The sequence below is a fragment of the Candidatus Villigracilis saccharophilus genome (genome assembly GCF_016711665.1).
Map to the genome: position 1 here is coordinate 17,914 of NZ_JADJSO010000061.1, position 12,559 is coordinate 30,472.

At 48.7% G+C, this 12,559-nt stretch carries 10 protein-coding genes and 2 pseudogenes; all 12 read left to right on the plus strand.

What is annotated here, in order from left to right:
• The first annotated feature begins 60 nt into the window (after positions 1-60).
• Positions 61-1,080 carry a LacI family DNA-binding transcriptional regulator gene (locus IPL17_RS19400; protein ID WP_345308736.1) on the plus strand — a complete coding sequence of 340 codons (1,020 nt, stop codon included), beginning with the start codon at positions 61-63 and terminating at the stop codon, positions 1,078-1,080.
• A gap of 104 nt (positions 1,081-1,184) precedes the next feature.
• Positions 1,185-3,080, plus strand: a complete 1,896-nt coding sequence (locus tag IPL17_RS19405; RefSeq protein WP_345308737.1) for an ABC transporter substrate-binding protein — start codon at positions 1,185-1,187, stop codon at positions 3,078-3,080.
• 80 nt (positions 3,081-3,160) lie between these two features.
• Complete coding sequence (locus IPL17_RS19410; protein ID WP_345308738.1) at positions 3,161-4,165, plus strand: ABC transporter permease; 1,005 nt, start codon at positions 3,161-3,163, stop codon at positions 4,163-4,165.
• A 14-nt stretch (positions 4,166-4,179) separates the two neighbouring features.
• Positions 4,180-5,430 (plus strand): ABC transporter permease, encoded by a 1,251-nt coding sequence (locus IPL17_RS19415; protein WP_345308739.1) that lies wholly within the window; start codon positions 4,180-4,182, stop codon positions 5,428-5,430.
• A 9-nt stretch (positions 5,431-5,439) separates the two neighbouring features.
• Positions 5,440-6,447, plus strand: a complete 1,008-nt coding sequence (locus IPL17_RS19420; RefSeq protein WP_345308740.1) for an ABC transporter ATP-binding protein — start codon at positions 5,440-5,442, stop codon at positions 6,445-6,447.
• A 1-nt stretch (position 6,448) separates the two neighbouring features.
• Positions 6,449-7,264, plus strand: coding sequence for an ABC transporter ATP-binding protein (locus IPL17_RS19425; protein WP_345308745.1), 816 nt, complete (start codon positions 6,449-6,451; stop codon positions 7,262-7,264).
• 153 nt (positions 7,265-7,417) lie between these two features.
• On the plus strand, positions 7,418-9,004 hold the full coding sequence (locus IPL17_RS19430) for a glycoside hydrolase family 3 N-terminal domain-containing protein (protein ID WP_345308741.1): 1,587 nt from the start codon (positions 7,418-7,420) through the stop codon (positions 9,002-9,004).
• Between the two features lie 34 nt (positions 9,005-9,038).
• A complete protein-coding gene (locus IPL17_RS19435; protein WP_345308742.1) occupies positions 9,039-9,284 on the plus strand; it encodes a glycoside hydrolase family 3 C-terminal domain-containing protein in 246 nt (81 codons plus the stop codon).
• A gap of 81 nt (positions 9,285-9,365) precedes the next feature.
• A pseudogene (locus IPL17_RS19440) lies at positions 9,366-9,860 on the plus strand (MFS transporter); the annotation flags it as partial.
• Between the two features lie 55 nt (positions 9,861-9,915).
• Entirely contained in the window at positions 9,916-10,527 is a 612-nt protein-coding gene (locus tag IPL17_RS19445; protein ID WP_345308743.1) for an MFS transporter, read from the plus strand.
• A gap of 98 nt (positions 10,528-10,625) precedes the next feature.
• Positions 10,626-11,960 carry a hypothetical protein gene (locus tag IPL17_RS19450; protein ID WP_345308744.1) on the plus strand — a complete coding sequence of 445 codons (1,335 nt, stop codon included), beginning with the start codon at positions 10,626-10,628 and terminating at the stop codon, positions 11,958-11,960.
• A 106-nt stretch (positions 11,961-12,066) separates the two neighbouring features.
• A pseudogene (locus tag IPL17_RS19455) lies at positions 12,067-12,559 on the plus strand (hypothetical protein); the annotation flags it as partial.

Here is a 12,559-nt window from a genome sequence, read left to right on the forward strand (position 1 = left end):
GCAAATATGCAATAATGTAACTGGTTACAGTAACCGGTTACATTAGGTTACACGCACACTATGACGAGCAAATCTGATTCCGTTACCATTCGAGAGGTGGCACAGAAAGCTGGCGTTTCTGTGGCTACTGTAAGTCGTTATATCAACCAGAATGCCCCGATTTCAAAGGAAGTTTCAGAGCGATTGAAGCAAGTAATGGCTGAGTTACGATACGTGCCACATGCTGCAGCCCGCCAATTAGCCTCTCAAAAGACACGTGTGGTAGGTCTATTATCAAATAACCTGCATAATGATTTTTTTGTACCACTTCTAAATGGAATCGAAGGCGTCGTTCGCAAACATGGCTACAATCTCTTAATAGCTACTTATCATTCAGATAATCGAAACATGCCCCCGCCCATTGGCCCCCATAATACAGATGGAATACTGGTATTTTCCGATGGCCTTTCGGACGATGATTTGATTGCTCTGCATGCCAGACAATTTCCAATGGTTCTCGTTCACCGCACTCCGCCCAATTCGCTAAAAATCCCCAGCGTTACAGTTGAAAACAAAAAAATAACATTCGAACTAATTGAACACCTTATTAAAGTTCATAAAAGAAAACATATCATGTTTTTTCGCGGCCCCATTCATCAAGAGGATTCTTTTTGGCGTGAAACAGGGTACAAGTCCGCTTTGATGGCGAATGATATTCCTTTTGACGAGAGGCTGGTGCTTAATGGAGAATTCGAACGGCATACCGCATACCAGACCCTTAGTAAATTTATTGCAACTGAAAATCAAATTCCATTTGATGCAATATTCACAGGCGATGACGATGCGGCCATAGGAGTGCTCAAGGCTTTGCGCGAAAATAACTATCGAGTACCCGAAGATGTCTCAGTCATTGGTTTTGATGATTTGGAATTTTCAGCATTTTTAAATCCCCCCCTTACAACAGTCTCCGCTCCCACCGAAGCTGTTGGCAGGATCGCGACAGAACAATTATTTTCTCTTTTCGATAACCAGTTCCCCGGAGACGTTACATTATTGCCGACCGAACTGATCACTCGTCATTCCTGTGGATGTATCACATGATAGAGGCAAATATTCTTGAAGGAGGTGAAAGCTTTCAATAATACTCAGACCTTACTTCGTCCGTCTGGAAATTCCAAACTATATCAAGAGGAGAAATTAGCACCATGAAGAAAATTTTGTATGTTCTGTCTCTGTTGATCATCGCTTCGATGATCCTTACAGCATGCGGCACCCCCGCCCCTGCTGCGACTGAAGCGCCCGCAATGACCGAAGCTCCCGTCGCTGTTGCAACTGAAGCCCCCGCTGCAACTGAAGCGCCTACTACTGACGCGAATTCCCTGCCCCGCAACGAAACCCTGTACTTCAATGGACAACAGTGGGGTCCAGTTGTTGGTTGGAATCCATACTCAAACAGCAACAATAATGCGTTGGCGATCGCCCAACAAGACAACGCCCGCGTCATTATGTTCGAAACCCCGTACCTGTACAACATGCTCGATGGCCAGCAGTATCCTCTGCTCGCTGATGGCCCGTATACATGGAACGATGCTCAGACCGAGATCACCTTCAAGATCAACGCTGCCGCAAAGTGGAGCGATGGTACCCCGGTAACCGCTGAGGACGTCGCTTATACCTGGGCGACCCACATCAAGTATCCTACTCCTACTGGCGATGCCAATAAAGACGTTATCGACACCATCGAAGCTACAGATGCCCAGACGGTTGTGGTTAAGGCAAAACTGGATGCAGACGGCAAAACAGTCAATCCTCTGCTTGTTCAGGCTTACTTGAGCTCCAACTACGTAATCCAGAAAGCATGGACTGAAACACTGGAAGCACGCGCCGGTGGCGATGTCACCGCGCTCTTGGCTGACACTGCTGAGGATGTTGTTTACTCCGGTCCCTACCACAAATTCTTCACTGACGATACCAAGGTTGTCTACGTTCGTGATGATAACTACTGGGGTCAGGATGCCTCCATGTGGGGCAAGCTGCCTTCTCCGAAGTACCTGGCGCACACAATCTTTAAGGATAACGCCGCTGGTTCTGTTGCTTTGGCACAGGGCGAAGTGGATGTCAGCCAGCAGTTTAATTCCAATATTCAAGTTTTGTGGCTCAGCTACGGCCTGCCCGTCTCCACATACCTTCCCGAGGCTCCTTATGGCATTGGTGCCAGCCTCCCAACCGCCTTCTTCAACCCGGATTCCTTTGGTTTGGACAATGTTGCGGTTCGTAAGGCAATTGCCATGGCAGTTGACTACCCAACCATCATTGCCAACGCGATGACCAATCAATCGGCTACTTTCGATCAAGTTCCACGCTCCCTGATGAATCCGACCGCTGGTGAACAAGCCACATACGACCAGACTGCTGTCGCTGATCTGCAATGGGCTGGCAACGACATCGAAGGCGCTACGAAACTGCTTGATGATGCTGGAATCACCGATACCGATGGCGATGGCTGGCGCGAACTCGATGGTCAAAAGCTTAGCTATGTAGCGACCTGCCCCAATGGTTGGTCCGACTGGCAGGCTGCCATTGAAATCGTTGCTGCCGCCGGCAAGAAAATCGGCATTGACATCACAACCAACTACCCAGAATGGTCAGTTTATCAGACCGTCGTTACCAAATCAGATGCTCCACTCCCCGAAGGATATGACATCTTCATGATGTGGACTGACGGCGCTGGCCCGACCCAGCCTTGGGGACGTATCCGCAAGCTGATGAGCTCTGAATTCATTGGTATGGCAAGCAACTGGAATGGCAACTGGGGCAAATATAGCAATCCCGCCGCAGATGAATTGATCAAAGCCATCCCCGGTATGACTGATGAAGCTGAACTTAAGGCAGCTTATACTGAATTGGTCAAGATCTACCTGACCGATGTTCCCTCTTTCACGCTCATGTACCGTCCTCAAGCGTTCCATGCTGTGAATGAAAGTGTTTGGACTGGCTTCCCTCACGATGGTGATGGCACCACCCCGCCCGTCCCGCCGCTTGACTTGACCGATGGTTGGAGTGTCGCAGGTCTCTATAACCTGACGCTTGTCAACCCGTAAACAATAGTTGAGTAAAAGACAGCCATGTTCCATGATTTGCGGAACATGGCTGTCCATTTTATTTGCGAGGAGGTGTTACGTTGAAAGGCTACCGACAATATTTCCTTAGAAAGCTGGGTTGGTTCTTAGTTACCTTTGTTTTCGCTTTCTTGTTAAATTTCATATTACCCCGTCTGATGCCGGGTGATCCAGTGGCCGCCATCGTAGCAAGGTACGCTCAAGGCATGTCCAATACGAGCGGTGTCCAAAAAATCTATGAGCAATATACAGAGTTGTTTGGCACCAATAAACCCATGCTCGAACAATTCTTCATTTACGTAAAGAATGTCGCGCAAGGCGATTTTGGTTTCTCGTTCAGCCAATACCCCAGAACCGTTGCAGATGTTCTCAAATCAGCCATTTGGTGGACGATATGGCTACAGTTCCCAGCGATCATTGTCGGCTGGATTATCGGCAATACGCTTGGCGCGTTGGCTGCTTACCTCAAAGGGGGCTTTGATAAAGTCCTCATGCCCATTAGTATTTTTATAAGCAATTTTCCACAATTTGGCATGGCGGTCATTTTACTGGTTATTTTTGGGGTCACTTTAAATTGGTTTCCGACCTCAGGCGGATATGGATTTGACCTCATGCCCAGCTTTACCTGGTCATTTCTGTGGTCTGTCATTGTTCATTACCAACTGCCGTTCTGGTCAATCGTATTGATCGCGATCGGCGGCCAGGCGATCGGCATGCGCTCCATGGCTATCTATGAACTGAATGCAGATTATGTAAAATACAGCCGCTTTCTGGGAATCAAAGATCGAAAGATCGTCGGTTATGTATTTAGAAATGCCATGCTTCCACAGGTAACCGGTTTGGCGTTATCCATCGGCACCATGGTCGGAGGCGCGCTGGTGGCAGAGATCATCTTCAGCTATCCGGGACTTGGTACCACGCTTTTAAACGGTGTCATGGGACAAGATTATCCCCTGATCTCAGCATGCACCTTGATCATCACGATGATGGTGTTGAGCGCGAATTTCATCATCGAAATTTTATATGGTTTAATCGACCCGCGCATTAAAGCAGCCCAGGCTGATTAAGGACGGATGCAATTATGAAACATACGATTCAACAAGTTTTTCGCTCTGGTAAATTTGTTGTTGGTTTTTCCATTTTCATGACATTGTTGCTGATCGTGATTGTTTATCCGCTGTTCATAAAAGATTCCCCATTGGCGATCATTGGTCAGGGCACTTTCTTCGAGCCCGGAATTTATGCGAATGTTTACGACAGCATTGGCGCCACACCGTATACGCTGAATCTGGATGATGCCGCTGCAAAAAGAATCGCCGGTAAATTGGGAGACCAGGAACGCCTTGATATTAAGGAATGGCTTTTGGCATATGGAATTCCTGAAAACGAAATCGATATGGCAAACACCGAAAAACTCCTGGATCAATGGGTGAATAATTATGATTCCAAGAAAAATGTTCCTGGGATGACAAATGCAAGGCGAAATTACTATCTTAGGCTTGATACCTCACTCGAAGGACTTCTGGCGACAGAAGGGGCTACCATTGCAGCAAAAAACCCGCAAACGGGCGTCCTGGAGGAGAAAGATGTCGTTAATCAATCTGATTATGTGAATATCGGTCAGGTTGCAAATGTACGGGTTCTGCCACTTGGAACCGATAACTTCGGCAGGGACATGCTAACAGAATTGGTTTCTGCGACCGGCACATCACTAAAGATCGGTTTTGTCGCGGGGATCATCGCAACCTTGATTGGTTTAACCCTGGGATTGCTGGCGGGGTATATCGGCGGAGCGGTGGATGATGTAATCATGTTCATTACAAACCTCTTTACCGTCATCCCCGGCTTTGTCTTGTTGATTTTGATTTCTTATAGTATTGGGCAGGAACAACGCGGTGCGATCACTGTCGCAACGGTGATTGGGTTTACCGCCTGGGTCTGGACTGCCAGAGCTGTGAGGTCGCAAGTGATTTCACTGCGGAATCGCGACCATGTCAACCTGTCGAAACTATCCGGGCACTCGATCGTTCACATCATCCTTACAGATATTCTGCCGTATATCGCTTCGTATGTCATCATGGCACTGATTCTGCAGATTTCCTCAGGTATCCTGGCGGAAGCGGCGTTATCGATCCTTGGGCTGGGACCTAGAACTTCTGAAGTACCAACGTTGGGTTTAATGATGAACTGGGCAATGATCTACCAGGCACATATCCTGGGAAAATGGTGGGCTTACTTCCCTGTGCTCATCACCATTGCCTTGATTACATTCTCGATGAACTTGATGAATACAGGTCTCGACCAGATATTCAATCCAGCATTAAGGGACTAGGTGACTAAAATGTCAAATGTAATGTTAGAAGTCAAAGAACTGACAACAAAATATGTCACCCGCTTTGGGGAGGATGTTTACGCGGTCGACCATGTTTCCCTAAAAGTCGAAGAAGGAAAAACTCTGGGAATTGCGGGGGAATCCGGTTGCGGAAAGTCGACGCTGGCGCTCAGTCTGATGGGATATTACTTTGCTCCACTGCACTATACGAGCGGCGAAATCATCATTGATGGACGTAATATTTCTGGAATGAAACCTGATGATGTTCGCAAATCTGTATTAGGCAAGGAGATTGCCTACATCCCCCAATCCGCGATGAACGCGCTCAACCCCACCCGCAAGATCATCCACTTTATCGAAGATGTTATTCAAGAACATGAACTTTACATCACCAAGAAGGATATTTACGATCGTGCCAGAAAATTGTTCGAGACCCTTGGACTTCCGGCAGAGGTACTGCAAAAATATCCTGTTGAACTTTCAGGCGGAATGAAACAGCGTACGGTGATCGCAATATCGGTTTTGCTTTTGCCAAAAGTGTTGATCGCTGATGAGCCATCTTCCGCGCTTGATGTCACTTCACAGAAAATGGTCATCAAGATGCTGCGGAAATTGATAGAAACTGGTTTGATCAGTTCGTTGATCTTCATCACACACGAACTTCCTCTCCTCTACAATGTGGCCGACGATATTATGGTCATGTATGCAGGGCAAATTGTGGAGAGGGCCAGCTCAAAAGATGCTGTGTTCGATCCAATCCATCCCTATGCCAAAGGCCTGATGGGCTCGATCATTGTGCCTGAAAAAGGTCTGCGGGATGTCAAACTAACTGCCATTCCTGGTGTGCCGCCTAATCTTAAAAATCCACCGTTTGGCTGCCGGTTTGCCGAGCGGTGCAGATACGTTCAGCCAGAATGCAAAACAAATTCGGTCGAGCTGCGTAAGGTTGAAGGCGACCGTTCTTATCGCTGTATCTTTTCGGAAGAAAAATTGAGAGAGGTTTATCAAAATGGATGAGATGCGTTCTCTTGAAAAAAAGATGTGCTTGAGCGGTTCAGGGCTGACCAAGATATTTGGTTTTGGCAATCAGAAAACGCTGGCTGTAGATCATGTGGATTTTAATTTCTACGAGGGCGAGATCGTCTCGATCGTAGGCGAATCCGGCAGCGGAAAGACCACTTTGGCAAAGATGCTCCTCGGATTGATCAGTTTAACGGAAGGTGAGATTCACTTCCAGGGAAAACTACGGGATATCCGGTCGCAAAAGAAGAAACAGGAGTATTGGAAAAATATTCAGGCAATCTTCCAGGATCCATTCTCTTCTTATAATATCTTTAACAAGATCGATTCCGTTCTTTTGGATTGCATTCATATGCGCGGCGGCCGAAGTCTGCCGCATGCAAAAAAAGTGGAGTTGATGACAGAGGCGTGCAGTTTTGTCAATTTGAAATTTGCAGAATTGACCAACAAGTATCCCTTTGAACTTTCCGGTGGACAGATGCAGCGCTTGATGATCGCCCGTGTATTCCTGCTGAAGCCGAAGATTCTGCTGGCTGATGAGCCGACCTCGATGATCGACGCAAGTTCACGCGCGACCATCCTGGATATGCTGATGAAACTGCGTGATGAAACCGGGATGACACTTATTTTCATCACCCATGATATTGGCCTGGCATATTTTGTTTCTGACAGTGTATATATTATGGAGCATGGAAAATTTGTTGAAAGTGGCTCTGCGGATGCGGTGATTCTGCATCCGAGAGAGGCTTACACTCAACGCTTGATCAATGATGTTCCAAAGATCCATGAAGAGTGGGATCTCTCAACTGTGTAATACGCTAGACATTGCAGTAAATAATCCACAGATTAAACAATTTTCAAGAGAAAAATCTGCGAAAATTCGTATAATCTGTGGATAAAAAAAACGCCAACCTTATTACCAATAAAGTCCACTCCTATTGAGGTTGGATGCCAGTGAAATAACGTAATGAGAGCCATCAAAAGTGAGCAAAAGAGTCACATGCAAAACAGCAAATGGGAGCAATCCAGTTTAGTCAAAACAGAGAATGATTTTCGTTTCCGCGACCTCAACAAAAACAGCAAGTTGGATATATACGAAGATCCCCGTCAGCCGATTGACGCCCGTGTTGATGACTTGTTGAAGCAAATGACTCTGGAAGAAAAAGCGGGGCTTTTGTTCATCAATGGCGCAGTCGTAAATGAAGACAGTTCCATCGACGATAAAGGAACACCGGGGCATGCGCAGGCGGCAGTAACTCAAATAACAGATCAGCAGATGAATCACTTCAACCTCTGGCAGATTCCGGGCGCGCTGGTTGTCGCAAGCTGGTACAACAAACTCCAGCAATTTGCCGAACAGACCCGCCTTGGAATCCCTGTCACCATCGCCTCTGATCCCCGCAATCATTTCACTCGCAATATTTTTTCAATGGCCGCCATGGATTTTTCCCAGTGGTGTGAAACTCTTGGATTTGCCGCGATCGATGATATTGAACTGGTCAAACAATTTGCGGATATCGTCCGCAAGGAATATCTCGCGGTTGGAATCCGCATCTCTCTTCACCCGCAAATTGATCTTGCAACCGAGCCTCGCTGGCCCCGTATCAGCGGCACCTTCGGCGAGGACGCGCATCTGACCGCTCGTTTAGTCAAAGCCTACATCGAAGGATTTCAAGGCGAAACTCTTGGCTCCCATAGTGTAGCCTGCATGACCAAACACTTCCCCGGCGGCGGTCCCCAAAACGAAGGACTGGACCCGCACTTTGAATTCCAAAAGGGACAGGTCTACCCGGGCAATAATTTTGATTACCACCTCATCCCGTTTGAGGCTGCATTCGCAGCAAAGACAGCGGCCATCATGCCCTATTACGGCGTCCCCACAGACCAGACCGATGAAAACGTGGCAATGTCTTTTAACAAAACCATCATCACCAGCCTGCTGCGTGAGAAATATCAATACGATGGCGTAGTCTGCACCGATTGGGGATTGATCACAGATTCCCACATGCCGGATACGATCTGGCCTGCGCGGGCATGGGGTGTTGAACACTTAAGCGAAGCCGAACGGGTAAAGAAAGCCATTGATGCCGGTGTGGATCAATTTGGCGGTGAAAGCTGCCCGGAGCATGTTGTCGAACTGGTAAAAGCAGGCCGCTTATCTGAAGCGCGGATCGACCAATCTGTGCGGCGTTTGCTTCGCCTAAAATTCGAGTTGGGATTGTTCGATGATCCATTCGTAAATGAAGATGATGTGCCAAATGTGTTGGGACGTTCAGAGTCCATTGCTGCTGGGCTGGCCTCACAGCAGCGCGCCATGACCCTTCTCAAAAATGAGGATCATGTTCTTCCACTAAAAGGTCAGCCGAAAATATTCATCAAGAATATGGATGCGTCTGTCGCATCCCAATACGCTGAGATTGTGACAACTCCGGAAGAAGCAGACTTTGCCATTTTGCGGCTGGACACTCCCTGGATCCCGGTGGAAACGAAGAATCCCTTTGCGCAAGGTTTTCATCATGGCGATCTCGATTTCAAAGAACCGCTGAAAGTCTGAAATCCTTGACCTGTTACGAACAGTACCGACCATTGTGGTGCTGTATCTGGATCGCCCTGCTGTTATTCCTGAGATCAATCAATCTGCCCGCGCGTTATTGGCTGAGTATGGCGCCAGTGATGCTGCTGTATTGAATATCATTTTTGGCAAAGCCCGCCCCGAAGGCAAACTGCCGTTTGAACTTCCCTCTTCAATGGACGCTGTGCGAAATCAAAAAGCGGACGTTCCATACGATTCAGAAAATCCACTCTATTCATTTGGCTTTGGTCTTTCGTATTGATTCAAAAGTAGCCAAAAAGTCATGACAGACCGGCCAAATAATTACAAGTGGTATATCCTCACTCTCAGTATCCTGACAAACATGTTCGTGGTGGCAATCCCTGCCATGGGCATGTCTGTTTTAGCCAAAGAGATCGCGCAGGATCTGCACTTGAGCCTCGTGCAAGTTGGCATCGTTTGGGGGATTGGATCTCTGCCAGCCATCTTTATCAGCTTGTTCAGCGGCGTGGTCGGCGACAAGGTCGGACCAAAACGGGTGTTGATCGTGAGCAGTCTGCTGGGCGGGCTTCTGGGTGCGGCACGCGGGCTGACGAATGATTATTTTTCATTGATCGTTGTTGTTATTTTGCTTGGCGCACTCATCCCTTTTGTTGCCATCAACAATATCAAAACTGTCGGACAGTGGTTCCCGCCGCATCAATTGGGACTGGCAAATGGCCTGATCTCGATGGGCATGGCACTCGGCTTTTTGCTTGGCTCAATGCTCAGCGCCACGACTTTATCTCCGCTATTGGGCGGCTGGCGTAATGTAATGATCGCCTATGGAGTCATCGGAGCATCGTTCAGCATCCCCTGGCTTTTTTGTTCGCACTCTTCCATCGCATCATCATTCGGTTGGTCAAAATATGTCCATGCGGGCTGCGGTTTCGCATGTTCTCCAATTGAAAAATGTCTGGCTGCTCGGTTTTACATTATTTGGTGTGGGCGGCTGTATTCAAGGCGTGCTTGGTTATCTGCCAACCTACCTGCGTGATATTGGCTGGGAAGCCGTCCGCGCGGATGGGGCGCTTTCGGCCTTTCATACCATCAGCATGATCTTCGTTCTGCCGGTTGCGATCTGGTCTGACAAACTTGGTGCGCGCAAGTACCTGCTTTTGACCGCCGCCTTGATGGTGGCTCTTGGCTCGGGATTACTAAGTTTTGCCAGCGGCGTTTGGATCTGGGTCGCAGTGTTGATGGCTGGTTTCGTGCGCGATGCCTTCATGGCGATCTTTTTGACAATGGTTATCGAGGTGGATGGCGTTGGACCTGTTTACGCTGGGACTGCCACCGGCTTCACCATGGCAATTAGCGGACTTGGCAATTTTATCGCCCCTCCGCTTGGCAATAGTTTGGCTGTGTTTTGGCCCGGCGCTCCCTTCGCCCTGTGGGCTGGGTTGACCGTTTTGGGGATGGTCTGCCTCTCGCTGGTAAAAGAAAGAAGCACGAATGTGCCCAACCTGATTTTGGAAAGCGCTCTATAACAAAAATAAAAATTGAAGCCGCGGCAACTTGGCTAGCCAATGCAGGCTTGTAAAAAAGTGTAGAAAAGAATTACTCATCCCAATCATAGGAAAATAATATGAAGAACATTCAATCTTTGACTGGCAAATGGCAATTTCAACAAGCAGGGACAAAAGAATGGCTGCCTGCCACCGTTCCCGGCGGAGTCCACACCGATCTTATGGCGAGTGGACGTATCCCCGATCCATTCGTCGCCGATAACGAAAAGCGCGTTCAATGGGTTGCCGAATCTGACTGGGCCTACAATACCAGCTTCACCTGCACCGATGAATTACTTTCCGAAGAAAAAGTGTTTCTGGTTTGCGACGGGTTGGATACTCTCGCGACAGTTGTCCTCAACGGACATGAACTTGGCCGCACGGACAATATGTTCCGCCAGTATCAATGGGATGTCAAATCATTATTGAATGCAAAAGGCGCCAACGACTTAACCATCTCCTTTGCTTCGCCTGTGAAATACACAGCCGAAAAGCAAGCCATTCGCCCCATGCCGGGTGTCTCTCAAGCCATCATCGGCGGGCCGCATTTGCGCAAAGCTCCCTGCCAGTTTGGCTGGGACTGGGGTCCGCAGCTTCCGCCCATCGGTATCTGGAAGGATATTCGTCTGGAAGGATATAGCGCGGCACGCTTCTCTGAGGTTCATCTGCGGCAGGAGCATGTGGATGGACAGGTGACTGTCGAAGCGTTGGTCTCTGTTCAAAGCTGGGACGAAGCGCCCCGCTCTGCGACCATGCGCGTTGTTGCGCCGGATGGCAAGGTTTTTGAAACCAGCGTAGAAATTGCCCAGGGTGGCGAGACCAGTTTACAGGTCCAGATAAAAGAGGCGCAGCTTTGGTGGCCGAATGGCTACGGAGCACAGCCGCTCTATCAGGTGGAAATATCCCTCATCGATAAAGACATCAAACAACTGGATAAACGGAATTATCAGATCGGCTTGCGCACAATTGAATTGCGTCAGCAGAAAGATCAGTGGGGAAAATCTTTTGAGTTTGTGGTCAACAATGTCGCGATCATGTCCAAAGGTTCCAATTGGATTCCTGCCGATTCATTCCCCACCCGCATTTCGGATGAGTACCTCGAAGGACTGATTCGCTCGGCGGTTGAGACGCACCAGAATATGCTGCGCGTGTGGGGCGGCGGCTTTTACGAAGAAGAACGTTTTTACGATCTCTGCGACCGCTATGGAATTTTGGTCTGGCAGGAATTTATTTTCTCGTGTAGTATCTACCCGTTGGACACGCAGGAATTTCTCGATAACGTCAAAGTGGAAGTGGTTGAGAATGTGCGCCGTTTGCGCCATCGCGCGAGCCTTGCGTTGTGGTGCGGCAACAATGAAATGGAATGGGGCTGGGTGGATTGGAACCTGGAAGGACCCTGGAATTGCAAGGGTTGAAAGCCGGCCTACGATCAGTTCTTCCATCACACACTGCCCGAGTGGTGCTGGTGGAAGATGCCGATCATTCGTATTGGCCCAGCTCGCCATCTTCTGATACTCCGGTTTGAAAGCCCGAAAGGACAGCTTCAAGGCGACGCCCATTATTGGGATGTGGCACGGACGAAAACCATTCACCGCATATCGCGATCAATATCCGCGCTTTATGAGCGAGTTCGGTTTTCAGGGCGCTGCCGCCTGGCAACCATCCGCACCTATGCGCGGACGAAGCCGATTGGAACATGACCTCCTACGTGATGGAGAGATGCACCAGAAAAACGCGAGCGGAAATTCGCTGATGGTCGGGCAGATGCTTGACACCTTCCGCCTGCCCAACGATTTTGAATCGCTGGTTTATTTGAGCATGGTGCTTCAAGCAGAAGGCATTCGTTACGGCGTGGAACATTGGCGCTGCCACCCAGACCGCGCTGCAGGAATTTTATATTGGCAGCTCAACGACTGCTGGCCTGTCGCTTCGTGGTCGAGCCTCGATTACTTCGGACGTTGGAAGGCGCTGCACTACGCCACCCGCCGCTCTTCTCGTCACTCATGCTTTCCAT

Bases quoted from the DNA above. Each gene is read 5' to 3' on its own strand.
- IPL17_RS19400 (WP_345308736.1), top strand. From the start codon at position 61: ATGACGAGCAAATCTGATTCCGTTACCATTCGAGAGGTGGCACAGAAA.
- IPL17_RS19405 (WP_345308737.1), top strand. From the start codon at position 1,185: ATGAAGAAAATTTTGTATGTTCTGTCTCTGTTGATCATCGCTTCGATG.
- IPL17_RS19415 (WP_345308739.1), top strand. From the start codon at position 4,180: ATGAAACATACGATTCAACAAGTTTTTCGCTCTGGTAAATTTGTTGTT.
- IPL17_RS19420 (WP_345308740.1), top strand. From the start codon at position 5,440: ATGTCAAATGTAATGTTAGAAGTCAAAGAACTGACAACAAAATATGTC.
- IPL17_RS19425 (WP_345308745.1), top strand. From the start codon at position 6,449: ATGCGTTCTCTTGAAAAAAAGATGTGCTTGAGCGGTTCAGGGCTGACC.
- IPL17_RS19430 (WP_345308741.1), top strand. From the start codon at position 7,418: ATGAGAGCCATCAAAAGTGAGCAAAAGAGTCACATGCAAAACAGCAAA.
- IPL17_RS19445 (WP_345308743.1), top strand. From the start codon at position 9,916: ATGCGGGCTGCGGTTTCGCATGTTCTCCAATTGAAAAATGTCTGGCTG.
- IPL17_RS19450 (WP_345308744.1), top strand. From the start codon at position 10,626: ATGAAGAACATTCAATCTTTGACTGGCAAATGGCAATTTCAACAAGCA.